The sequence below is a fragment of the Pseudomonas silensiensis genome (assembly GCF_050434865.1).
Lineage (GTDB): Bacteria > Pseudomonadota > Gammaproteobacteria > Pseudomonadales > Pseudomonadaceae > Aquipseudomonas > Aquipseudomonas fluorescens_W.
The window spans coordinates 142025-163880 of the sequence record NZ_JBNDJH010000010.1 but is presented as its reverse complement, the minus strand read 5'-3'; the positions used below and the strand labels follow the sequence as shown (position 1 = coordinate 163880).

22 protein-coding genes are annotated in these 21856 nt (G+C 58.6%); 14 read left to right on the top strand and 8 right to left on the bottom strand.

Annotation, left to right across the window (positions count from 1 at the left end):
• The first annotated feature begins 249 nt into the window (after positions 1–249).
• Positions 250–2988 (top strand): winged helix-turn-helix domain-containing protein, encoded by a 2739-nt coding sequence (locus QF010_RS16485; protein ID WP_429533526.1) that lies wholly within the window; start codon positions 250–252, stop codon positions 2986–2988.
• A gap of 54 nt (positions 2989–3042) precedes the next feature.
• Here the strand turns inward: QF010_RS16485 and QF010_RS16480 are convergent, their stop codons facing one another.
• Positions 3043–3852: a PP2C family serine/threonine-protein phosphatase gene (locus tag QF010_RS16480; protein ID WP_429533525.1), complete on the bottom strand. Its 810-nt coding sequence runs from the start codon at positions 3850–3852 to the stop codon at positions 3043–3045.
• Positions 3853–4125: 273 nt separating this feature from the next.
• On the opposite strand from QF010_RS16480, the gene QF010_RS16475 reads away from it, so the two are divergent.
• Both QF010_RS16475 and QF010_RS16470 read left to right on the top strand, forming a co-directional pair.
• The gene (locus QF010_RS16475) at positions 4126–4770 is read left to right on the top strand and encodes an MBL fold metallo-hydrolase (protein ID WP_046048274.1); all 645 of its coding nucleotides are present in this window, start codon (positions 4126–4128) and stop codon (positions 4768–4770) included.
• A 115-nt stretch (positions 4771–4885) separates the two neighbouring features.
• Positions 4886–5587, top strand: coding sequence for a YiaD family glycine zipper/OmpA-like lipoprotein (locus tag QF010_RS16470; RefSeq protein WP_429511921.1), 702 nt, complete (start codon positions 4886–4888; stop codon positions 5585–5587).
• Positions 5588–5765: 178 nt separating this feature from the next.
• Here QF010_RS16470 and QF010_RS16465 read toward each other — a convergent pair whose 3' ends face one another.
• Positions 5766–6200, bottom strand: a complete 435-nt coding sequence (locus QF010_RS16465; protein WP_008025941.1) for a Z-ring associated ZapG family protein — start codon at positions 6198–6200, stop codon at positions 5766–5768.
• A 144-nt stretch (positions 6201–6344) separates the two neighbouring features.
• Here QF010_RS16465 and QF010_RS16460 point away from each other — a divergent pair, with 144 nt between their 5' ends.
• The 3 genes from QF010_RS16460 (at position 6345) to zapE (ending at position 9540) form a co-directional block, all read left to right on the top strand.
• Positions 6345–6974 (top strand): alpha/beta hydrolase, encoded by a 630-nt coding sequence (locus QF010_RS16460; protein WP_033061312.1) that lies wholly within the window; start codon positions 6345–6347, stop codon positions 6972–6974.
• 24 nt (positions 6975–6998) lie between these two features.
• Positions 6999–8354 carry a tryptophan--tRNA ligase gene (locus QF010_RS16455; protein ID WP_429533524.1) on the top strand — a complete coding sequence of 452 codons (1356 nt, stop codon included), beginning with the start codon at positions 6999–7001 and terminating at the stop codon, positions 8352–8354.
• Between the two features lie 91 nt (positions 8355–8445).
• The gene (zapE, locus tag QF010_RS16450; RefSeq protein ID WP_008155962.1) at positions 8446–9540 is read left to right on the top strand and encodes a cell division protein ZapE; all 1095 of its coding nucleotides are present in this window, start codon (positions 8446–8448) and stop codon (positions 9538–9540) included.
• Positions 9541–9723: 183 nt separating this feature from the next.
• On the opposite strand, the gene QF010_RS16445 is transcribed toward zapE, so the two are convergent.
• Complete coding sequence (locus tag QF010_RS16445) at positions 9724–10620, bottom strand: GlxA family transcriptional regulator (RefSeq protein WP_173860460.1); 897 nt, start codon at positions 10618–10620, stop codon at positions 9724–9726.
• A 244-nt stretch (positions 10621–10864) separates the two neighbouring features.
• Between QF010_RS16445 and QF010_RS16440 the strand changes: the two genes are divergently transcribed.
• Positions 10865–12001 carry an acyl-CoA dehydrogenase family protein gene (locus QF010_RS16440; protein WP_429533523.1) on the top strand — a complete coding sequence of 379 codons (1137 nt, stop codon included), beginning with the start codon at positions 10865–10867 and terminating at the stop codon, positions 11999–12001.
• 104 nt (positions 12002–12105) lie between these two features.
• Here the strand turns inward: QF010_RS16440 and QF010_RS16435 are convergent, their stop codons facing one another.
• Positions 12106–13146 (bottom strand): NADP(H)-dependent aldo-keto reductase, encoded by a 1041-nt coding sequence (locus QF010_RS16435; RefSeq protein WP_429533522.1) that lies wholly within the window; start codon positions 13144–13146, stop codon positions 12106–12108.
• Positions 13147–13391: 245 nt separating this feature from the next.
• On the opposite strand from QF010_RS16435, the gene rplM reads away from it, so the two are divergent.
• The 7 genes from rplM (at position 13392) to QF010_RS16400 (ending at position 18277) form a co-directional block, all read left to right on the top strand.
• Positions 13392–13820, top strand: coding sequence for a 50S ribosomal protein L13 (rplM, locus tag QF010_RS16430; RefSeq protein ID WP_007905295.1), 429 nt, complete (start codon positions 13392–13394; stop codon positions 13818–13820).
• A gap of 14 nt (positions 13821–13834) precedes the next feature.
• A complete protein-coding gene (rpsI, locus tag QF010_RS16425) occupies positions 13835–14227 on the top strand; it encodes a 30S ribosomal protein S9 (RefSeq protein WP_003216038.1) in 393 nt (130 codons plus the stop codon).
• A 267-nt stretch (positions 14228–14494) separates the two neighbouring features.
• Complete coding sequence (gene petA, locus QF010_RS16420; protein WP_033061319.1) at positions 14495–15088, top strand: ubiquinol-cytochrome c reductase iron-sulfur subunit; 594 nt, start codon at positions 14495–14497, stop codon at positions 15086–15088.
• A complete protein-coding gene (locus tag QF010_RS16415; protein WP_429533521.1) occupies positions 15088–16299 on the top strand; it encodes a cytochrome b in 1212 nt (403 codons plus the stop codon). Before petA ends, QF010_RS16415 begins: the two co-directional genes overlap by 1 nt.
• Positions 16299–17081: a cytochrome c1 gene (locus tag QF010_RS16410; RefSeq protein ID WP_033061320.1), complete on the top strand. Its 783-nt coding sequence runs from the start codon at positions 16299–16301 to the stop codon at positions 17079–17081. Before QF010_RS16415 ends, QF010_RS16410 begins: the two co-directional genes overlap by 1 nt.
• A 148-nt stretch (positions 17082–17229) precedes the next feature.
• On the top strand, positions 17230–17847 hold the full coding sequence (locus tag QF010_RS16405) for a glutathione S-transferase N-terminal domain-containing protein (RefSeq protein ID WP_027922678.1): 618 nt from the start codon (positions 17230–17232) through the stop codon (positions 17845–17847).
• 16 nt (positions 17848–17863) lie between these two features.
• Positions 17864–18277, top strand: coding sequence for a ClpXP protease specificity-enhancing factor (locus QF010_RS16400; protein WP_008155980.1), 414 nt, complete (start codon positions 17864–17866; stop codon positions 18275–18277).
• A 104-nt stretch (positions 18278–18381) separates the two neighbouring features.
• Here QF010_RS16400 and QF010_RS16395 read toward each other — a convergent pair whose 3' ends face one another.
• The 4 genes from QF010_RS16395 to QF010_RS16380 form a co-directional block, all read right to left on the bottom strand.
• Positions 18382–18960, bottom strand: a complete 579-nt coding sequence (locus QF010_RS16395; protein ID WP_008147477.1) for a BON domain-containing protein — start codon at positions 18958–18960, stop codon at positions 18382–18384.
• On the bottom strand, positions 18957–19550 hold the full coding sequence (locus QF010_RS16390) for a phosphoheptose isomerase (RefSeq protein WP_008025961.1): 594 nt from the start codon (positions 19548–19550) through the stop codon (positions 18957–18959). The genes QF010_RS16395 and QF010_RS16390 overlap by 4 nt, the downstream gene beginning before the upstream one ends.
• A 104-nt stretch (positions 19551–19654) precedes the next feature.
• The gene (locus tag QF010_RS16385) at positions 19655–20017 is read right to left on the bottom strand and encodes a YraN family protein (RefSeq protein ID WP_019582357.1); all 363 of its coding nucleotides are present in this window, start codon (positions 20015–20017) and stop codon (positions 19655–19657) included.
• On the bottom strand, positions 20017–21828 hold the full coding sequence (locus QF010_RS16380) for a penicillin-binding protein activator (protein WP_033061324.1): 1812 nt from the start codon (positions 21826–21828) through the stop codon (positions 20017–20019). The genes QF010_RS16385 and QF010_RS16380 overlap by 1 nt, the downstream gene beginning before the upstream one ends.
• Positions 21829–21856 lie beyond the last annotated feature (28 nt).

The window sequence follows — 21856 nt, the reverse complement described above, 5'->3', positions numbered from 1 at the left end:
CGTAAAACCATGCAACGCGGTCTGTCAGACAAACCGCGTGCACCGAATTTGCGAGGACTTCGTCCTCGAACGCAGCCTCGCAGGCTCGACAGCTGCTACGAGGACGGTGTGACTGTCGGGTTTGCTCGACACTTCTGCTTGTATTCTTTTTGTAGCCATTTGTAGCAATAACCTTCATTCCCTCTTCGTTTACCGCTAGGCTGCGGACATCTGCAACGCCGCCAACCGCCATTCAAACAAGAGCCGGCCATGACTGATCTGTCCCCATACCCGGGCCCTGAAAAAATTGCCGTCGCGGCACTGGACGGGCGTTTTTTTCGGCCTCCGTTGCCCGACGGCCATGTGCTGCGGCCTCGTCTGTGCGAGCGCCTGAGTGCGGGCCTCGGTGGCAGGTTGTTGCTGGTCAGCGCACCGGCGGGGTTTGGCAAGAGTTCGTTGGCGGTGGAGTTCTGTCAGGGCTTGCCGGCTCACTGGCAAAGTCTGTGGCTGGGGTTGAGTCCGCGAGACAACGATCCCGGACGTTTTCTTGAGCGATTGCTCGAAGGCCTGCAGGACTTTTTTCCTCAACTCGGCAGTCAGTCCCTGGGGCTGCTGAAAATGCGCCAGCGCCACCAGCCGTTTGCCTTTGAAGAATGGCTGGACGGTTTGCTCGATGAGTTGGCCGTGCACCTGTCTACGAGTACGCCGCTGCTGTTGGTGCTTGATGACTACCATCTGGCGCAGGGCCCGGTTCTCGATCGCTGCCTGCAATTTTTCCTCAATCACCTGCCTGACGGCTTGCTGGTCATGGTTACCAGTCGGCAGCGGCCGGACTGGCATCTGGCGCGCCTGCGGTTGTCGCGGCAACTGCTCGAGTTGAATGAGCAGGACTTGCGCCTGACTCACGATGAAGCCCTGACCCTGCTTGATCGGCACAGCAGCTCCTTGCGCGGCGAAGCGCTGGAGAGCCTGATCCAGCGCAGCGAAGGTTGGGTCGCCGGGCTGCGTTTCTGGCTGCTGGCGGCGTCGGAAGCGGGCTCCCAGGGTGCTTTGCCGCAGGCCTTGCATGGCGGGGAAGGGCTGATCCGCGATTATCTGCTCGAAGAAGTCATCGATTGTCTGCCCGCCGAGGTGCAGTCATTCCTTTACGACACAGCACCTCAGGAACGCTTTTGCAGCGAACTGTGCGACGCCGTTCGCGAAGCCCATGACAGTGCCGAGATCCTGCGTTTTCTGTTGGCCCACCAGGTGTTCCTGGTGCCACTGGATGAGAACGGTCACTGGTATCGCTACCACCATTTGTTTTCCGATCTGTTGCGCACCCGGCCTACCGCGCAAGCGATGGTGCCGGCGGCCAGCCTGCACCTGCGCGCCTGTCGCTGGTTCAATGCCCAGGGGCTGCTCGATGAAGCAGTTGAGCAGGCGTTGCGCGCCGGGCACCTGGACGTTGCGGCGAACCTGGTGCAGAACCTCTCCGAAGAACAACTGCTGGCCGAACAGAACGTCGGCATGTTGCTGCGCTGGAAAATGGACTTGCCCGACAGCCTGCTGATCAGCACGCCACGGCTGATCGTGCTGTACAGCTGGGCGTTGGGGCTGGCGTGTCAGCTGGACGCCGCCGAGGAACTGGCCAGTCATTTGAGCCGCTTCCTGCCGGCCCCGTCGGCCACTGCGCAGAAATCCATGCTGGCGCAATGGCTGGCCCTGAGCGGGATCATTGCCCGCGGGCGCGGCAATCGTGAGCTGACGCTGCTCTATTGCACCGAAGCGCAGGAGAGCCTGCCCGCCAAACGCTACGGGCAGCGCCTGATGTGCCTCTCGACCCTGTCCAACCTGGCCATTGCCGACGGCGATTTGTGGCGTGCACGCGGGTTGAACCGTGAATCTCTGGAGTTGGCGCAACGGGTCGGCAACCCGCTGTTCGAAGCGCTGGCCCATTACGACCGCGCTCGTGTGCTGCAAGCGCGAGGGGAAATCCTTCGTTCGCTGGATGAGGTGCGTCAGGGGTTGCAACGCCTGCAACGGTTATCCTCGCAACGGCTGTATGCCGTACGCGCCCGACTAACCTTGTACGAAGGCTTTTTGTTAGCCCTTCGCTTGCAGCCCCAAGCCGCGCGGGCACGTTTGCAAGCCGGTTTGAATGAAGCGCGCGCCTGTCGTGATATCAGCGTATTGATCGGTCATTGCGTGATCGCCAGGCTTGAGGGCAGCAGCGGCGAATTCGCCAAAGCCTTCGCCGAACTCGCTGAAGCCGAGCGCCTGATGCACATCTGGGACGTGCCACCGATCTACTACCTGGCGATGATCACCTTGGTCAAATGCGAACTCTGGCTGGCTCAGGGGCGTACCGATCTGGCCGAAGCCTGGCTCGCTCGCTTGGGCCAGACCTACAACGGCGAACACGCGGCAGCCCCTCCGGAGTTCCATCCGCAACTGCCACTGCATATCGAGTTGCAGCAGGCCTTGCTGGAGGTCATTCAGGGGCAGCCGATGCTGGCCGAAGGACGATTGAATGCGTTGCTGGAGAATGGGCAGCAAACGGGCAGGCAGCTGCTCAGCGTGATGGCACTGACTCAGAAAGTGACGTTATTGCTGGGGGGCGGACGCGAACCCGAAGCCCGCAAGGCCCTGAGTCAGGCCCTGGACGCGGCGGCCGGTGGAGTGCTGCAACCGTTTGACAGGTTGTTGGCTGAGCATCCGGACTGGCTGCGTGGACAACTTCAACTCGGTGCGCCGACGCCCGTTTCACAGAGCCTTTCAGAACTACTTCCGTCAGTGGCCGCCCGTCCCGCAGTAGAGTCATCCACCGCGGCGGAACAACTCAGTACGCGGGAAATGGCGGTCCTGCGACTGATCGCCCAAGGCTGTTCGAATCAGGAGATCAGCGATCAGCTGTTTATTTCGCTGCACACGGTGAAAACCCATGCCAGCCATATCAACAGCAAGCTTGGGGTTGAGCGGCGAACGCAGGCGGTCGCCAGGGCGAAAGAGTTGGGTGTATTGCAGTAATCGCCGTTTGAAGACCTCCGAAACAAGTTGGGCCTTGCGATCAGAGGTTTTCGGTCATTTTTCCTCTGAGACAGTCACTCCGGATGTCTGCCCCACGTCGATGGAGTGCTTGCGGATCGACAGTAAGCCGATGGAGCAGTCATCTTCGGTTTTACTGGCAATGGACTGTTGCAAGTTGTCACCCAACACGTCCCTCATTTTTTTTCTGGGCAGCGTTGCATTCCACTCCAGCAGCTCTTGGATCGCGGGGGCGGGGACTCCGCTGGATTTGTCATAGAGGCTTTCTGCGGTGCCGTCGCTCATGATCGCGAAGCCAGTCGTGGCTTCGATTTGCCCACGGTACAACTTGAGCTGCGACGCCGCTTTATGGTCAGTCAGAAACAGGGGGGTATTGGCGAGCTCGCCATTTTCTGGATAAGAAAGGGCCTGAAGTTGTCCGTCCGCATCAACGCTTGCGATGACGCCATCGCCCAATTGGCCTGCCAGGTAGCGGCCTCGTGAGTAAGCGACGAAGGACAAGGTGCAAGCCAGGTCATTGATATCGCCGCCGAGCTTTGCAGATTTGCGTCTGAACGCGTCCAGGCAGCGATTAACCAGTCGCTGAGCTGCCTTCGCGTTGTGTTTGTCCATGTTTTGCCAGAGGCTTTCAAAGTTTTTGCAGACAAAGGCCAGGGTAGCGGTGACCGCTACTTGGGCGCCGATGTCGGATCTGGCTCGGGAGTCAGCCCCGTCGGCCAATGAAATGCACGTCACTTCGTTGGACTCTCTGGCCGCGACGTAGTCCTGGCCAGGCGTTTGAGTCTTGAGGTGCGAGCGTCCTGCCACAAACGCGCAGGCCGTTTTACAGCTGAGGTCTTCTGGCATGGGATTATCCTTGTTGGGAATAGGTGGTTTGCCTGGCAGTCCTGTGGTCTCGTTGTTCGCTTGAGCACGAGGATCGGACTGGGCGATAAAGGGCAGACCGTTCTTGCCGCGAATGCGGTTGATAATGTCCGGGTTCAGAAAAAGGACGCTTTTATCGACGAGGGGGGCGTTGGCTTCCTTCCGTCTTGGTTCAAAATAGGCGCGGCGCGAGGATAACTATCAATTTTGCGCATCACAACCGCAGTACCCAGCCTTGGCACCAGGATTAAACCCATGCAAACCCCGAATACAGCCCTCATCCGCGAAACCTTCCCCGTCGGCCCGTTGCAGTGCAACTGCACGATCATCGGCGATCCGATCACCAAAAAGGCCATCGTGGTCGATCCGGGTGGTAACCACGAGCTGATCCTCGCGCGGCTCGACGCACTGGGCCTGAAGGTGGTCAGCATCATTCATACCCATGCGCACCTCGATCACTTCCTGGCGTCCGGTCAGTTGAAAGAGAAAACCGGCGCAACCCTGCATTTGCACAAAGAAGATCAATTTCTGTGGGACAACCTGGAGATGCAGTGCCAGATGTTCGGTGTGCCCTATACTCCGGTGCCACCGCCGGATCGCTGGTTGGCCGATGATGAAGAACTGGCCTGCGGTTGCGGCGTGGCATTGCACACGCCGGGTCATACGCCGGGGTCCATGAGCTTTTGGTTTTCAGAGGCTAAGCTGCTGATTGCCGGTGACACGTTGTTTCGTCGCGGGGTAGGGCGCACGGATTTATGGGGTGGCGATCAGGCGACCATCGTGCGGTCGATCAAGCAGCGGCTGTACACCCTCGACGAAGAAGCGACAGTGGTTACCGGGCATGGTCCGGACACACGTCTAGGCGATGAAATGCGCGAGAACCCTTTTGTGCGGGCGTGATTTCTAACGTTGGGGGGGGCATGGCGGAATTATTTTTATCCGCAATGATCCAACGCCCGCAAAGGTTAATGCCTTAGTCCGTTGCACCACAGAATGAAAAAAGTAGGAGCTCTACATGTTCACCAAGCAGCGTTTGATTATTGTCGCTACGGCTGTGGCCTTGCTGTCTGGCTGCGCCACGCCTAACCCTTACGACAGCCAGGGCCAGGCCGACGGTGGTTCCACGGGCATGAGCAAAACCGCTAAATACGGTGGCCTCGGCGCTCTGGCCGGTGCTCTGGCCGGTGCCGCCATCAGTCACGATAACCGTGGCAAGGGCGCGCTGATTGGCGCTGCGGTGGTGGGTGCTTCCGCTGCCGGTTACGGTTATTACGCCGACCAGCAAGAGAAAAAGCTGCGCGCCAGCATGGCCAACACCGGGGTGGAAGTGCAGCGCCAGGGTGACCAGATCAAACTGATCATGCCGGGTAACATCACCTTCGCCACCGATTCGGCGAACATCGCGTCGGGTTTCTATCAGCCGCTGAACAATCTGGCGGGCTCGCTCAAGGAGTTCAACCAGAACCAGATCGAGATCGTCGGCTACACCGACAGCACCGGCAGCCGCCAGCACAACATGGACCTGTCCCAGCGCCGCGCCCAGAGCGTGGCGACTTACCTGACGTCTCAGGGCGTGAGCGGCACCAACCTGTCGGCTCGCGGTGCCGGTCCGGATAACCCGATTGCCAGCAACGGTGACGCCAATGGTCGGGCGCAGAACCGCCGGGTCGAGGTCAACCTGAAGGCGATTCCGGGGCAGGAGTATCCGCAGCAGTAAGCGCGTTACCTTTACTTACCTGACTGAACCCCAGGCGTAAAAAAAAGCCCGCCCGATCCTCAACAGATCGGGCGGGCTTTTTTGTATCGACAGTTCAGGCAACAATAAACCAACGGCAATTAAAAAAGCCCCCGGACAATCACTCATCCGGAGGCTTTTTGTGTCGCGCGAAACCTGATTACTTCTTCAGGCCGTAATGCTCATCGAGCATGCCCGGCGCGTTCGGGGCTTTGGGGGCGTAGTCGCGAGGCGGCTCCTGATTGCGCGGCGGCGTCAGGCGTTCACGTGGGGCGGCTGCCGCATCGGCGTGCAGGGAGGCCAGCAGGCGTTGGCGGGTTTGCTCGTCCAGGGCCAGGCGGTTGGCACCCTCGGCGAGATGATCCTGCACTTCCTGATAGCTCTGAGTCAGTTTCTTGACCAGGTTTGCAGTGCTGTTGAAGTGGGTGACCACCTCGTTCTGATAACTGTCGAAACGTTCCTGAATGTCATCCAGCTGACGTTGTGTGCTGCTCGGAGCGGCATTCGGCACCAGGCGAGCGATCAGGAATCCAATGGCGACACCCACAACCAGGGCAAGAGTCGGCAACAACCAAACTAAGAGCGAGTGTTCCACGAGTCCTTCCTCTATAAACGGCTTTGCTTTACGTTAACGGCTCGAACCTGCGCTGTATACCGCGATTCACTCGCAATAGATTGGCACAGACAATTTGCTAGACGAGTCGACCCGATTCGAGGTCACGGAGTTCCTTCCTTGCTTATGCGCGAAACCCCTGTAGTGATTGATGGCCCGGTGGGTCAGTTGGAAGCCCTCTACCTGGATAACGAGCAGCCGCGCGGCATTGCGCTGATCTGCCATCCGAACCCGGTGCAGGGCGGCACCATGCTCAACAAAGTGGTCTCGACCTTGCAGCGCACCGCGCGTGACGCCGGTTTGATTACTTTGCGTTTCAACTACCGTGGCGTCGGGGCCAGTGAAGGCGCCCACGATATGGGCACCGGTGAAGTCGACGATGCTCAAGCGGTCGCCGAATGGCTGCGGGCCAAACACCCGGACTTGCCGCTGACCCTGTTCGGTTTCTCCTTCGGCGGTTTTGTTGCAGCAAGTCTCGGCGGGCGCCTGGAAGCCAAGGGCGAACAGCTGAAACATTTGTTCATGGTCGCGCCCGCTGTCATGCGTCTCGGCGATCAGGATCAACTGCCGCAGCAAGGCGAACTGACGCTGATTCAGCCAGAAACCGACGAAGTCATTGATCCGCAGCTCGTTTACGAATGGTCCGACAAGCTCGAGCGCCCCCATGAGCTGCTGAAAGTGGCAGAATGCGGACACTTTTTTCATGGCAAGCTGACTGATCTCAAGGATCTGATCCTGCCGCGTCTTTCGAATTGATTGCAGTCTGACAAGCGATTACCCATGACGACTCGTACCCGTATCCTCACCGGCATCACCACCACCGGCACGCCGCACCTGGGCAACTACGCCGGCGCCATCCGCCCGGCGATCCTGGCCAGCCGTGACAGCAATGCCGATTCGTTCTACTTCCTGGCCGACTACCACGCCCTGATCAAATGCGATGACCCGCTACGCATCCAGCGCTCGCGTCTGGAAATCGCCGCTACCTGGCTGGCCGGTGGCCTGGATGTGGACCGCGTGACCTTCTACCGTCAGTCCGACATCCCGGAAATCCCCGAGCTGACCTGGCTGCTGACCTGCGTCGCCGCCAAGGGCCTGCTCAACCGCGCCCATGCCTACAAGGCCTCGGTGGACAAGAACGTCGAAACCGGCGAAGACCCGGACGCCGGCATCACCATGGGCTTGTACAGCTACCCGGTGCTGATGGCCGCGGACATTCTGATGTTCAACGCCCATAAGGTGCCGGTCGGCCGTGACCAGATTCAGCACGTGGAAATGGCCCGTGACATCGGCCAGCGCTTCAACCATCTGTTCGGTCAGGGCAAAGAATTCTTCACCATGCCCGAGGCGCTGATCGAAGAAAGCGTCGCCACGCTGCCAGGCCTCGACGGTCGCAAGATGTCGAAGAGCTACGACAACACCATTCCGTTGTTCAGCAGCGCCAAGGAAATGAAGGACGCGATTTCGCGGATCGTCACTGACTCCCGTGCACCGGGCGAAGCGAAAGATCCAGACAACTCGCACCTGTTCACCTTGTACCAGGCGTTCGCCACCCCGGCGCAGGCCGACGAGTTCCGCAGCGAACTGCTGCAAGGCCTGGGTTGGGGCGAGGCGAAGAATCGTCTGTTCCAGCTGCTGGACAACGAATTGGGCGAGTCCCGCGAGCGCTATCACCAACTGATCGAACGCCCGGCAGACCTGGAAGACATCCTGCAGATCGGCGCCAAAAAGGCCCGTTCGGTGGCGACACCGTTCCTTCACGAACTGCGTGAAGCGGTTGGGCTGCGCTCTTTCGTCGCTCAGACCCAGGTCGCGACCACCACCAAGAAGAAAGCCACGAAAGCCGCGCGTTTCGTCAGTTTTCGCGAAGAAGACAGCAGCTTCCGTTTCCGTCTGCTGGCGGCCGATGGCGAGCAACTGCTGTTGTCGCGCAACTTCGCCGACGGCAAAACCGCAGGACAAGTGACCAAGCAGTTGCAATCGGGTCAACCGTTGGATGTGCGTAGTGAAGACCGCAGTTTCAGCGTCTGGCTGGAAGGCGAGTGCGTGGGCGACAGCCCGACATTTGCTGACAACGCCGCTCGCGACGTCGCCATCGACACCTTGCGGGTTGCTCTGACGCCGGTTCAGGAATAAATCAGCGGCTCGGCCCGACCAAGGGCCGATTGCCATTCCCACGGGCCGTCGCTACAGTGTCGGCCCGTTTTTGTTGCCTTGCTAACGAATTATGACGCCCCTAGAACGATATCAAGCTGATCTGAAACGCCCGGAATTCTTCCATGACGCCGCGCAGGAAACTGCGGTGCGCCACTTGCAGCGCCTGTACGACGATCTGGTCGCGGCCTCGCACAGCAAACCGGGTCTGTTCGGCAAACTGTTTGGCAAGAAAGACGCGGCACCGGTCAAGGGTCTGTACTTCTGGGGCGGCGTCGGCCGTGGCAAGACCTATCTGGTCGACACCTTCTTCGAAGCGCTGCCGTTCAAGGAAAAGGTCCGCACTCACTTCCACCGCTTCATGAAGCGCGTGCACGAAGAGATGAAGACCCTCGGCGGCGAGAAAAACCCGCTGACCATCATCGCCAAGCGCTTCTCCGACGAAGCCCGGGTGATTTGTTTCGATGAATTCTTCGTGTCCGACATCACCGACGCGATGATCCTCGGCACGCTGATGGAAGAGCTGTTCAAGAACGGCGTGACCCTGGTCGCGACTTCGAACATCGTGCCGGACGGTCTGTACAAGGACGGCCTGCAACGTGCGCGCTTCCTGCCGGCCATTGCGCTGATCAAGCAGAACACCGAGATCGTCAACGTCGACAGCGGCGTCGATTATCGTCTGCGTCACCTTGAGCAAGCGGAGCTGTTCCACTTTCCGCTGGATGACGCGTCCCACGAAAGCCTGCGCAAGAGCTTCCGCGCCCTGACGCCGGAATGCACAGCAGCCATCGAAAACGACGTGCTGATGATCGAGAACCGCGAAATCCGTGCCTTGCGCACCTGCGATGACGTGGCCTGGTTCGACTTCCGCGAACTCTGTGATGGCCCGCGCAGCCAGAACGATTACATCGAGCTGGGCAAGATTTTCCACGCCGTGTTGCTCAGCGGTGTCGAGCAGATGAGCGTCACCACCGACGACATCGCCCGACGCTTTATCAACATGGTCGACGAGTTCTACGACCGCAACGTGAAGCTGATCATTTCAGCTGAAGTCGAGCTCAAAGACCTCTACACCGGCGGTCGCCTGAACTTCGAGTTCCAGCGCACCCTTAGCCGTTTGCTGGAAATGCAGTCCCACGAATTCCTGTCCCGGGCGCACAAGCCGTAGGATATTTCGGAAATGAAAAAGGGCCTGCATTTGCAGGCCCTTTTTTATATCCAGAATTCACCGCAAACCCTTTAGGAGTGAGCCTGCTCGCGATAGCGTCCGTCCATACAGCATTGATGTGGCTGACACACCGCTATCGCGAGCAGGCTCACTCCTACATGGGTTTTGTGTGTGGATAGAGAACTACGCCGCTTGCTGGAACTGCTGTCGATACTGGTTCGGCGACAGTTCAGTGTGCTGGCGGAACAGCCGAGCGAAGAAACTCGCATCGTCGTAACCGACTTCATAACTGATGGTCTTGATGCTCTTGCGGCTGCCGGACAGCAGGCCCTTGGCCGTCTCGATGCGCAGGCGTTGCAAGTAATGCAGCGGCTTGTCGCCGGTGGCGGTCTGGAAGCGTCGCATGAAATTACGGATGCTCATGCCGTGTTCGCGAGCCACGTCTTCGAAGCGGAATTTGTCGGCGAAGTGTTCTTCGAGCCAGTGCTGGATCTGCAGGATGATCACATCCTGGTGCAGCTTCTGACCGCCGAAACCGATTCGGCCCGGCGAGTAGCTGCGCTGCACTTCATAAAGAATGTCCCGCGCCACGGCCTGAGATACGTTGGCGCCGCAGAAGCGTTCGATCAGATAAATGTAAAGGTCGCAGGCCGATGTGGTGCCGCCCGCGCAATACAGGTTGTCGGCATCGGTCAGGTGTTTGTCCTGATTGAGCTGCACCCGTGGGAAGCGTTCGGCAAACGCATTGAAGAAGCGCCAGTAAGTGGTCGCTTCCTTGCCATCGAGCAGCCCGGCCTCGGCCAGCCAGAACACCCCGGTGGCTTCGCCGCAGAGCACTGCGCCGCGAGCATGTTGCTGACGCAGCCAGGGCAGGACCTGTGGATAACGTTGGCAAAGGGTGTCGAAGTCGTCCCAGAAGGCTGGAAGGACAATGATGTCGGCGTTTTCCAGGCCGCCGTCCACCGGCATGATCACGTCACTGAAGCTGTTTACCGGTTTGCCGTCGGGGCTGACCAGGCGGGTTTCGAACGCCGGAGTCAGGCCTTGGCCCAGTTGTTTGCCGTAACGCAGGCTGGCCAGGTGGAAGAAATCTTTGGCTTGCATGAGGGTGGAAGCGAAAACCCGGTCGATAGCCAGGATGCTGACGCGCCGCAGGGGCGTGGAGACTTGGTTAGACATAATTCAACTTTATTCTTATAGGGGAAAGTGGTCACCAGACGGCTGGATCGTCTTATTTTTTGTCGGATGTGTCCAGTGTCCTGTATCGGATGCGAGGCATAGTCTCTGAAGGTCAATTCCGGCTAACAACAACGACAGGTGCCGCATGATCCCCAGAACCTTGTTCAGTTCCGAGCACGAACTTTTTCGCGACAGCGTGCGAACGTTCCTCGAAAAAGAGGCCGTGCCGTTCCATGGTCAGTGGGAAAAACAAGGCTATATCGACCGCAAACTCTGGAACAAGGCAGGGGAGGCGGGGATGCTCTGTTCGCATCTGCCGGAAGAGTACGGCGGCCTGGGGGCGGACTTTCTCTACAGCGCGGTGGTGATCGAAGAGATCGGTCGTCTCGGTCTGACCGGTATCGGTTTTTCCCTGCATTCGGACATCGTCGCGCCGTACATCCTGCATTACGGCAGTGAAGCGCTGAAACACAAATACCTGCCGAAGCTGGTGTCCGGTGAGATGGTTACGGCGATTGCCATGACCGAGCCGGGTGCCGGTTCCGACCTGCAAGGGGTGAAAACCACGGCGGTGCTCGATGGCGACGAGTATGTGATCAACGGTTCGAAGACATTCATTACCAACGGCTATTTGGCGGACCTGGTGATTGTCGTGGCCAAGACCGATCCGAAGGCCGGCGCGAAAGGCACCAGCCTGTTTCTGGTGGAGGCCGACACCCCAGGCTTCGCCAAGGGCAAGCGTCTGGAAAAAGTCGGCATGAAGGCTCAGGACACTTCGGAACTGTTCTTCCAGGACGTTCGGGTGCCCAAGGAAAACCTGTTGGGGCAGGCCGGGATGGGCTTTGCGTACCTGATGCAGGAATTGCCTCAAGAGCGTCTTACCGTTGCTATCGGCGGGCTGGCTTCGGCTGAAGCTGCGTTGCAATGGACGCTGGAGTACACCCGTGAGCGCAAGGCATTCGGCAAGGCGATCGCCGACTTCCAGAACACCCGCTTCAAACTGGCGGAGATGGCGACCGAAATTCAGATCGGTCGGGTCTTTGTCGATCGCTGTCTGGAACTGCACCTGCAAGGCAAGCTCGACGTGCCGACCGCGGCGATGGCCAAGTATTGGGGCACCGACCTGCAATGCAAGGTACTCGACGAGTGCGTGCAGTTGCATGGCGGCTACGGTTTCATGTGGGAATACCCGATCGCCCGGGCGTGGGCGGATGCGCGGGTGCAGCGGATTTATGCGGGGACCAATGAAATCATGAAGGAGATTATTGCGCGGTCGCTTTGACCTTGCGGTGACTGTTAGGCCGCCATCGCGAACAGGCTCACTCCCACAGGGATTGCGCAAAACCTGTGGGAGCGAGCCTGCTCGCGAATGGGTCTATGAGTCAATCAAGGAGCCGGGTTCGGGTGATCCTTGTGAATCGCCTCGATTCCTTCCAGTACTTCATCCGACAGCTTCAACTCGAAGCTCGCTAAATTGCTTTCAAGCTGCTCCATCGTCGTCGCGCCAATGATATTGCTGGTCACAAATGGCTGCTGAGTGACAAACGCCAACGCCATTTGCGCCGGGTCCAGGCCGTGTTCGCGCGCCAGTGCCACATAACGGCCGCACGCTGCTTCCGACTGCGGGTTGAAATAGCGGCTGAAGCGGCTGTAGAGACTCAGGCGGCCTTTAGGCGGACGCGCGCCACCTTCGTACTTGCCCGACAGGAAACCGAACGCCAGCGGCGAATAGGCGAGCAGGCCGCATTGTTCACGGATGGCGATTTCCGCCAGGCCGACTTCGAAGCTGCGGTTGAGCAGGTTGTACGGGTTCTGGATCGACACCGCGCGCGGCCAGCCACGGGCTTCCGCCAGGGCGAGGAAGCGCATGGTGCCCCATGGTGTTTCATTGGACAGGCCAATGTGGCGGATCTTGCCGGCCTTGACCTGTTCGTCCAGCGCTTCGAGGGTGTCTTCCAGTGGCGTGAGGTTGGCCTCAGTTATGTGTTTGTAGCCGAGCTGACCGAAGAAATTGGTGCTGCGCTCCGGCCAATGCAACTGGTAGAGGTCGATGTAGTCGGTCTGCAAGCGCTTGAGGCTGGCGTCCACGGCTTCGGTGATGTGCTGGCGGTTGTGCCGCAGGTTTTTGTCGCGGATGTAGTCGATGGTGTTGCCGGGGCCGGCGATCTTGCTGGCCAGGATCCAGTCGGCACGATCACCGCGGCTTTTGAAGTAATTGCCGATGTAGCGCTCGGTGGTGGCGTAGGTTTCGGCCTTGGGCGGCACCGGGTACATCTCGGCGGTATCGATGAAATTGATCCCGGCACTCTTGGCCCGCTCAATCTGGGCGAAGGCTTCAGCCTCGCTGTTTTGCTCGCCCCAGGTCATGGTTCCGAGGCAGATGGCACTCACGTTCAGATTGGTTCGGCCTAGCTGTCGATAGTCCATCGGGTGCTCCTTGGGCAAAACAATCATAAAAGCAGGTTGAATTATTTTTCGCAATCTGCATAATTGCGCACCTCTTTCTGCAGTGGAAGTGATGCGCCGCCGCCGAAGAATCTTGCCGTTGAACGGACGCGCCGACCCGAGCCCCCGAAAGCGTCTGTATCCGGCTGCCTTTGACTTGTCAAAGTACGCACTATTCAGTAAGATCCGCCGTCTAATTTACAGGGCGGCCCCTGAGGCTATAAAGAATGAAAACTTTTACTGCTAAACCGGAAACAGTACAGCGCGACTGGTTTGTCGTCGACGCTGCAGGTCAGACCCTGGGTCGTCTGGCCACCGAAATCGCGAGCCGTCTGCGTGGCAAGCATAAAGCTGAGTACACTCCTCACGTTGACACCGGCGATTACATCGTCGTTATCAATGCCGAGCAGATTCGTGTAACCGGTGCTAAAACCACCGACAAAATCTACTACTCCCACTCCGGTTTCCCGGGCGGCATCAAGTCGATCAACTTTGAAAAGCTGATCGCTAAAGCCCCTGAGCGCGTGATCGAGACCGCGGTCAAAGGCATGCTGCCTAAGAACCCGCTGGGTCGCGACATGTATCGTAAGCTGAAAGTCTATGCGGGCGCTGTACACCCTCATACTGCTCAGCAGCCCCAAGAACTGAAGTTTTAACGGAATAGTTCATTATGTCGGCGACTCAAAATTACGGCACTGGCCGTCGCAAGACCGCAACCGCACGCGTTTTCCTGCGTCCGGGTACTGGTAACATCTCCATCAACAACCGCACCCTGGAAAATTTCTTCGGCCGCGAAACTGCCCGCATGGTAGTTCGTCAGCCGCTGGAACTGACTGAGACTGTCGAGAAATTCGACATCTACGTCACCGTGATCGGTGGTGGTGTAAGTGGTCAAGCTGGCGCAATCCGCCACGGTATCACTCGCGCACTGATGCAGTACGACGAAACCCTGCGTGGCGCTCTGCGCAAAGCTGGCTTCGTTACTCGCGATGCACGTGAAGTTGAACGTAAGAAAGTTGGTCTGCGTAAAGCGCGTAAGCGTCCGCAGTACTCGAAGCGTTAATTCGCTTTTACGTTCAAGAAGAACGCCCAGTTTCCTCGCGAAGCTGGGCGTTTTTTTATGGGCGCGATTTATTAAAGAATTGCTCTGTGACAACTTGCCACAGCCGTAGAAGCCCTATACTGCAAGGCTTGGCAGTGGAGCCCCTCGGTAATTACCTTGTCAGAATTGGGGCTTTTCATTACCATTCGGCAAAATTTTTATAAGTTCAGATTTTTACTTAGTAGACGCCTGATTTAACAGGCCACAAAGCTGATGGGAGAGGACTGAATGAGCAATGACGGCGTGAATGCAGGCCGGCGTCGCTTCTTGGTAGCAGCCACATCCGTGGTGGGTGCTGCAGGAGCGGTGGGGGCTGCGGTCCCGTTCGTGGGGTCATGGTTTCCCAGTGCCAAGGCGAAAGCCGCAGGTGCACCGGTGAAGGTGAATGTCAGCAAAATCGAGCCAGGCCAGCAGATGATTGCTGAGTGGCGCGGTCAGCCGGTGTTCATTGTCCGCCGAACCGCGGAAATCCTGGGGAATCTGAAAAAGATCGAGGGCCAGCTGTCTGACCCGACCTCCAAGAACTCGACACAACCGACCTACGTTGATCCAGAAACGCGTTCGATCAAGCCAGAGGTTCTGCTGCTGATCGGTATCTGCACGCACCTGGGTTGCTCGCCGACCTTCCGTCCAGAAGTGGCACCTGCGGATCTGGGCAAGGACTGGGTAGGTGGTTATTTCTGCCCTTGCCACGGTTCCCACTACGATCTGGCTGGCCGCGTCTACAAGTCGCAACCTGCGCCTTTGAACCTGCCAGTTCCCCCGCATTCCTATGAGACCGATGACATCATTGTCATTGGCGTCGATACGGAGAAAGCGTGATGAGCAAGTTCATGGATTGGGTTGATGCGCGCTTTCCCGCGACGAAAATGTGGGAAGACCATCTCAGCAAGTACTACGCCCCGAAGAACTTCAACTTCTTCTATTTCTTTGGCTCCCTGGCACTGCTCGTTCTGGTCAACCAGATCGTTACCGGTGTCTGGCTGACCATGAGCTACACCCCGTCGGCGGAAGAAGCGTTTGCTTCTGTCGAATACATCATGCGCGACGTCGAGTACGGCTCGATCCTGCGTCTGCTCCACTCCACTGGCGCTTCGGCGTTCTTCATCGTGGTCTATCTGCACATGTTCCGTGGCTTGCTCTACGGTTCGTACCAGAAGCCGCGTGAGCTGGTGTGGGTCTTCGGCATGCTGATCTACCTGGCGCTGATGGCTGAAGCCTTCATGGGTTACCTGCTGCCGTGGGGTCAGATGTCCTACTGGGGCGCCCAGGTGATCATCTCGCTGTTCGGTGCGATCCCTGTCATCGGCAACGACCTGACTCAGTGGATCCGTGGTGACTACCTGATTTCCGGTATCACCCTGAACCGCTTCTTCGCCCTGCACGTTGTGGCCTTGCCGATCGTGATCCTCGGTCTGGTGGTGCTGCACGTTCTGGCGCTGCACGAAGTCGGTTCGAACAACCCGGACGGCGTGGACATCAAGAAATTCAAAGACGAAAACGGCGTACCGCTGGACGGCATTGCCTTCCACCCGTACTACACCGTGAAAGATATCGTCGGCGTGGTGGTGTTCCTGTTCATCTTCTGTTCGATCGTGTTCTTCTTCCCGGAAATGGGTGGTTATTTCCTCGAGAAGCCGAACTTTGAAGTGGCGAACGCCTTCAAGACGCCAGAACACATTGCTCCGGTCTGGTACTTCACCCCGTTCTACGCGATTCTGCGGGCGATTCCGGACAAGCTCCTGGGCGTTATCGCCATGGGCGCGGCCATCGCTGTGCTGTTCGTCCTGCCATGGCTCGATCGTAGCCCGGTCAAGTCGATGCGTTACAAAGGCTGGCTGAGCAAGATCTGGCTCTGGGTGTTCTGCATCTCGTTCGTGATCCTGGGCGTGCTGGGCGTACTGGCCCCAACCCCTGAGCGGACGTTGCTGTCGCAGGTATGTACCTTACTGTACTTCGCCTACTTCATTCTGATGCCGTTCTACACCAGGCTCGAGAAGACCAAACCGGTTCCGGAAAGGGTGACTGGCTGATGAAAAAGCTATTTGCTGTACTGATTCTTGCTGCTTTGCCTGTGCTGTCCTTCGCAGCCGAACACGGTGGTCCTGAGCTGGAAAAGGTCGATATCGACGTTTCCGACAAGGCTGCCATGCAGGATGGCGCACGTACATTCGCCAACTACTGCATGGGCTGTCACAGCGCCAAGTTCCAGCGTTACGAGCGTGTCGCCGATGACTTGGGCATTCCGCACGACCTGATGCTCTCGAAGCTGGTGTTCACCGGCGCCAAGATCGGCGACCACATGAGCATCGGCATGCAGCCGGCTGACGCCAAGACCTGGTTCGGTGCGGCTCCGCCCGACCTGACCCTGGTCGCTCGCGTTCGTGGCACTGACTGGCTCTACGGTTACCTGAAATCTTTCTACGAAGACCCATCGCGTCCTTGGGGCGTGAACAACAAGGTGTTCCCGAACGTCGGGATGCCTAACGTTCTGGTCGGCCTGCAGGGTCGTCAGGTGGTAGGCTGTAAACAAGTTCAAATCGTCGAAGACGGCAAGAAGCAATACGATCCGCTGACCGGCACGGCTTTGACGCATGAAGCCTGCGACCAGCTGACCATACTGCCAAAAACCGGCACGCTGAACGAAGAGCAGTTCGACGAGAAGGTCAAGAACCTGGTGACCTTCCTGGCCTACTCGGCCAACCCGGTGAAGCTGCAGCATCAGCGCATCGGTACCTATGTGTTGCTGTACCTGGCGTTCTTCTTCGTATTCGCATACTTGCTCAAGCGTGAATACTGGAAAGACGTCCATTGATATTGCTGTAAAATTGCTGTCAATCGCGCGCGCCCAAGGGCGTCTCTGAAGGTGTAACGAGCCTGGTGATCCAGGCGTTACGAGAGGCGCCCTCTGGGCGCGCGCGTTTTTCCGTTTCCGATAATTTCAACAAGCGAGGAGGACCGCCATGGGCGTGACCAATCGGTTGGCCTGTTACTCCGACCCCGCCGACCACTATTCCCACCGAGTGCGTATCGTACTTGCAGAGAAGGGTGTCAGCGCCGAGATCATTTACGTGGAAGCTGGTCGCCAGCCGCCTAAACTGATTGAAGTGAACCCTTACGGCAGCTTGCCCACCCTGGTCGATCGTGACCTGGCGTTGTGGGAGTCGACCGTGGTGATGGAATATCTGGATGAGCGTTACCCGCACCCGCCTTTGCTGCCGGTTTATCCAGTGGCGCGTGCCAACAGCCGTCTGCTGATTCATCGTATTCAGCGTGACTGGTGTGGTCTGGTGGATCTGATCCTGGATTCGAAGACCAAGGAAGCAGCCCGTGTTGTGGCTCGTAAAGAGCTGCGCGAAAGCCTGACTGGTGTGTCGCCGTTGTTCGCCGACAAGCCGTTTTTCCTCAGTGAGGAACAAAGCCTGGTGGATTGCTGCCTACTACCAATACTCTGGCGATTGCCGATCCTGGGTATAGAACTGCCGCGGCCTGCCAAGCCGCTGCTTGATTACATGGAGCGCTCGTTTGCGCGTGAGGCTTTCCAGGCGAGTCTGTCTGGTGTCGAACGCGATATGCGCTAAGGCTTAAGGAGCCGCTATGAACTCCAGTCGACCTTATCTGGTCCGCGCGCTCTACGAGTGGATTGTGGACAACGATTGCACCCCGCACATGCTGGTCAATTCCGAGTATCCGTCGGTGCAGGTGCCTCAGGGTTTTGCCAGTGACGGACAGATTGTCCTGAACGTATCGCCGGCAGCCGTGCGTCATCTGCACATGGACAACGAAGCGGTCAGCTTCGAAGGGCGCTTCGGTGGCGTACCGCACACCCTGTACGTGCCTATCGCGTCGATCCTGGGCATTTACGCCCGGGAGAACGGTCAGGGCATGGTGTTCGATCTGGAATCGCCTATGGAAGACGAGGAAGAGATCGAGCCGGATGACGATATTCCGCCACCCGACAGCGAGCCGCCGCGTCCCAGCGGTCGACCGAGTTTGAAGGTGGTGAAGTAATAAAAAAGGCGATCCGAAAGGATCGCCTTTTTTATTACTGTAGGAGTGAGCCTGCTCGCGATGGCGGTCTCAAGGACACCATCGCAAGCAGTGCTCCTGCAGGATCAGTCAATGTACTCAAACAACTTCACAATCTTCTGCACACCGGAAACGCCTTGCACCAGGTTGGTCGCTTGGGCAGCTTCCTGTTTTGTCAGCAGACCCAGCAGGTAGACGATGCCGTTCTCGGTGACAACCTTGATGCGCGAGCCCGGAATGTTCGGGTCGGTGAGCATCTGGGTCTTGATCTTGGAGGTCAGCCAGGTGTCGTTCTGCCGGGCAAGGAAGCCGGAAGGTGGCAGGACTTGCAGTTCGTTGTGGACTGTCTTCACCCGCTGAACAGCTGCAGCGGCCTGTTCGGCTTTGGCCTTGAGGTCTGCGCGCGGGGTTTGCCCGGCAAGCAGCACGACGCCATTGAAGCTGGTGACGACGATGTGCGAGTCGTTATCCAGCGCTGGATCGGCCTTGGCGATGTTCACGCCGACCTTGGTGTCGATCAGAGAGTCGTCGATCTTGCTGCCGAAGGTGCGGGTGCCGCGGTCATCTTCAATCGGTGCTTCACGGCTGGCGTTAACCACTGAGGTGCAGCCGCTGATGCCGAGGCACAGGGTCAAGGCCAGAAGGCCTAGGCGATTAGGGGTCATTCTTCACTCCCGAACAGTTGGCTGTCGATCAAATCGCAAAGGCAATGGATCGCCAGCAGGTGGACTTCCTGAATACGTGCGGTGACGTTGGCCGGTACGCGAATCTCGACGTCCTCAGGCAATAGCAGCGACGCCATGCCGCCGCCATCGCGACCGGTCAATGCTACGACAATCATTTCGCGGTCATGTGCGGCCTGGATCGCTTGAATAATGTTTGCCGAGTTGCCGCTGGTGGAAATCGCCAGCAATACGTCCCCCGGCTGGCCGAGGGCGCGGATCTGTTTGGAGAAGATTTCGTTGTAGCTGTAGTCGTTGGCGATCGAGGTGATCGTCGAGCTGTCGGTGGTCAGCGCGATGGCTGGCAGGCTCGGACGCTCGCGTTCGAAACGGTTGAGCAGCTCGGACGAGAAGTGCTGGGCATCACCGGCAGAGCCGCCGTTGCCACAGGACAGCATTTTGCCTTCGTTGAGCAGGGCGTTGACCATCACCTGGCTGGCTTGCTCGATGTGCGGTGCAAGTACGTCCATCGCCATTTGCTTGGTATCGATACTGGCCTGAAAAAGCTGGCGAATTCGGGATTGCATGTCCATCTGTGTGACCTTAATTAGCGCGGCTACTCGGCACATGAATGTGCAGCCCGCAAAGCAAAGAGCAAAAGTGTTGGGTGAAAGTGTCCGGTTCGAGGTGCTCGCGATCAGCTGTCGAAGGCATTTTGCAACCAATTCAACTGATCGAGGTTGCTGTCGATGGCAACCACGTCGAAACGGCAAGGGGAATTGGCCCAGCGCGACTCGCGCTGAAGAAAATACTGCGCGGCAAATATCAGCTTCTGCCGTTTGCGCTCATCAATGCTATCGAGCGCGCCACCCCATTGAGTGTTTTTTCTGTAGCGGACTTCAACGAATACTACTGTATCGCCATCAAGCATGACCAGATCAAGCTCGCCGCGTTTACACAACCAGTTCTGCGCCAGCAGGCGCAGACCCTGTTGTTGTAGATGCTCGAGCGCATGTCGCTCGGCATCTTTACCGCTTTGTTGGCGTGACCTGTCGGGCATCAGCGTGCGGTGTCCGGCAGGCGTTGAACCTGGCCGCTCACGAACTGTGCCCACGGCAACTGACGCACGACACGCTGGTTTGCAGTCATGCCCAGGCTGCCCGATTGACCTTCGATGCGGCTGTCCGGCAAGGCCTTGAGTTGACCCAGGCGTGGTGCCAGGCGATAGGCATCAACACCCATCGCGTATAGACGACCCAGGCTGCCGGCAGCTTGTGGCCATTGAGCGGTGACCTGTTTGCGCAGTGGGTCGTTGGCCTCCAGCAACCATGGGGTTTCGCAGAAGCGAATGCCGTTCATGTCGTTGTACTGATTCACATCACCGCTGGCGCTGAACACGTGGGAGGTCGCGTAAACCGGCACGTCGCCGGCGTACTGGAAGTTCAGGGTTGGCTTGATCTGCTGGGCTTGCTGAGGCGTTGCAGCCAGGAAGATGAACTCGATGTCCTGGCGACGCGAAGGCTGGGCAGCTACCTGCCCGCCAACGGTGCTTTGCAGGCTCTTGGCACGACCTTCGCTCTGACGCAGCTGGAACATGTCGGCAATCTGCTGGGCCAGTTGAACCGGTTGGTCGACACGTTCGGTAGCGACGATGCTGCCACCGTTAGCCTGCCAATCCTGGCTGAACGCTCTCAGCACGCGATCGCCCCATTCGCCTTTCGGCACCATGATGGCTGCGCGATGCAGGCCATCGGCGCGAGCGCGACGCGAGACTTCACGAGCTTCGTCTTCAGCAGCCAGACCAAACTGGAACAGTTGGGCCGGGCCCTGTTCGCCTTCGCTGTAATTCAGCGCCAGGGTGGTGATCGGCAGTTGCGGGCGAGCGCTGAGCTGTTTGACCAGCGGTTTCTCCAGCGGGCCTACGACCAGTTGCACGCCATCGGCCTGAGCCTTGCGGTAGAACTCGTCCATCGAAGTGAGTTTCGAGCTGTCATAGAACTCGATGGCTGGCGGCTTCTGCCCGGCTTGTTGGGCCTGGTAGTGAGCAGCCATGAAACCTTCGCGCAGTGCTTTGCCGACCGACGCCAGCGGGCCGTCTTGTGGCAGCAGCAGGGCGATTTTGCTCAGGGGCTGGCTGGCCAGGTCCTTGAGCTTGGTCAGTGGCAACGGCAATTGAATGGCGGCCGGGTGCTTTGGATTCTGTGCGCGCCAGTTGTCGATCGCGGCTTGCTGCTGTTCCAGGGTGCCGGCAGTTTTCACCGCCAGCGCCAGGCCCATCCAGCCGCCGAGGTCGTCGGTGGCGCTCGGCTGCAATTGATCGGTCGGCAGCGAGGCGATCAGGGTCCAGATCGCTTCGTGGTTTTTGCTTGCCGCTTCACCTTCGAGCATTGGCGCAATAAAGATGCGTTCCCGTGCGGCAGCCAGCGTCTGGCCATCGGCTTCAAGGGCGCGGGCATGGACGGTGCCGGTGCGAACCTGTTGCTCGACCGGCAGTTCGCTCAGGCGTTGCAGGCTCGGATGACTCAAGGCAGTCAGCGCCGCTTTGGGCTGATTGCGAACCATGGCCAGTTCAGCCGCCAGGGTGCTGGCGAAAACCTGTTGGCCAGGCTTGAGTGTTTCGACGGGGACTTGTTGCAGGATTTGCGCGGACTGGCCGGCATTCCCTTGACGATAGGCCAGGTCTGCCGCGCTCAGGCGCAACAGGGAGGCTTTTTCCGGGTCTTTGCTTTGAGCGGCCTGTGCGAGCAACTGCTCGATACTGGCGTCCGGGGTCCGTGGAAGTTCGCCAAGGCTGGAGGAGGGCGAGCTGGCGCAAGCCGCCAGCAAGGCAGCGAGGCAGAGGGCAGTGAACAGCCGCAGGCAAGCGATCATGTAGTGTTCCTGATACTCGATCAAATTA

What these genes read in the sequence shown, in the direction of transcription:
- QF010_RS16405 (WP_027922678.1), top strand. Translation starts at nt 17,230, where the DNA reads ATGGGCGTGACCAATCGGTTGGCCTGTTACTCCGACCCCGCCGACCAC.
- QF010_RS16475 (WP_046048274.1), top strand. Translation starts at nt 4,126, where the DNA reads ATGCAAACCCCGAATACAGCCCTCATCCGCGAAACCTTCCCCGTCGGC.
- petA (WP_033061319.1), top strand. Translation starts at nt 14,495, where the DNA reads ATGAGCAATGACGGCGTGAATGCAGGCCGGCGTCGCTTCTTGGTAGCA.
- QF010_RS16440 (WP_429533523.1), top strand. Translation starts at nt 10,865, where the DNA reads ATGATCCCCAGAACCTTGTTCAGTTCCGAGCACGAACTTTTTCGCGAC.
- QF010_RS16395 (WP_008147477.1), bottom strand. Translation starts at nt 18,960, where the DNA reads ATGACCCCTAATCGCCTAGGCCTTCTGGCCTTGACCCTGTGCCTCGGC.
- QF010_RS16455 (WP_429533524.1), top strand. Translation starts at nt 6,999, where the DNA reads ATGACGACTCGTACCCGTATCCTCACCGGCATCACCACCACCGGCACG.
- QF010_RS16435 (WP_429533522.1), bottom strand. Translation starts at nt 13,146, where the DNA reads ATGGACTATCGACAGCTAGGCCGAACCAATCTGAACGTGAGTGCCATC.
- QF010_RS16385 (WP_019582357.1), bottom strand. Translation starts at nt 20,017, where the DNA reads ATGCCCGACAGGTCACGCCAACAAAGCGGTAAAGATGCCGAGCGACAT.
- QF010_RS16480 (WP_429533525.1), bottom strand. Translation starts at nt 3,852, where the DNA reads ATGCCAGAAGACCTCAGCTGTAAAACGGCCTGCGCGTTTGTGGCAGGA.
- QF010_RS16390 (WP_008025961.1), bottom strand. Translation starts at nt 19,550, where the DNA reads ATGGACATGCAATCCCGAATTCGCCAGCTTTTTCAGGCCAGTATCGAT.
- QF010_RS16470 (WP_429511921.1), top strand. Translation starts at nt 4,886, where the DNA reads ATGTTCACCAAGCAGCGTTTGATTATTGTCGCTACGGCTGTGGCCTTG.
- rpsI (WP_003216038.1), top strand. Translation starts at nt 13,835, where the DNA reads ATGTCGGCGACTCAAAATTACGGCACTGGCCGTCGCAAGACCGCAACC.
- QF010_RS16410 (WP_033061320.1), top strand. Translation starts at nt 16,299, where the DNA reads ATGAAAAAGCTATTTGCTGTACTGATTCTTGCTGCTTTGCCTGTGCTG.
- QF010_RS16460 (WP_033061312.1), top strand. Translation starts at nt 6,345, where the DNA reads ATGCGCGAAACCCCTGTAGTGATTGATGGCCCGGTGGGTCAGTTGGAA.
- QF010_RS16380 (WP_033061324.1), bottom strand. Translation starts at nt 21,828, where the DNA reads ATGATCGCTTGCCTGCGGCTGTTCACTGCCCTCTGCCTCGCTGCCTTG.
- rplM (WP_007905295.1), top strand. Translation starts at nt 13,392, where the DNA reads ATGAAAACTTTTACTGCTAAACCGGAAACAGTACAGCGCGACTGGTTT.
- QF010_RS16415 (WP_429533521.1), top strand. Translation starts at nt 15,088, where the DNA reads ATGAGCAAGTTCATGGATTGGGTTGATGCGCGCTTTCCCGCGACGAAA.
- QF010_RS16485 (WP_429533526.1), top strand. Translation starts at nt 250, where the DNA reads ATGACTGATCTGTCCCCATACCCGGGCCCTGAAAAAATTGCCGTCGCG.
- zapE (WP_008155962.1), top strand. Translation starts at nt 8,446, where the DNA reads ATGACGCCCCTAGAACGATATCAAGCTGATCTGAAACGCCCGGAATTC.
- QF010_RS16400 (WP_008155980.1), top strand. Translation starts at nt 17,864, where the DNA reads ATGAACTCCAGTCGACCTTATCTGGTCCGCGCGCTCTACGAGTGGATT.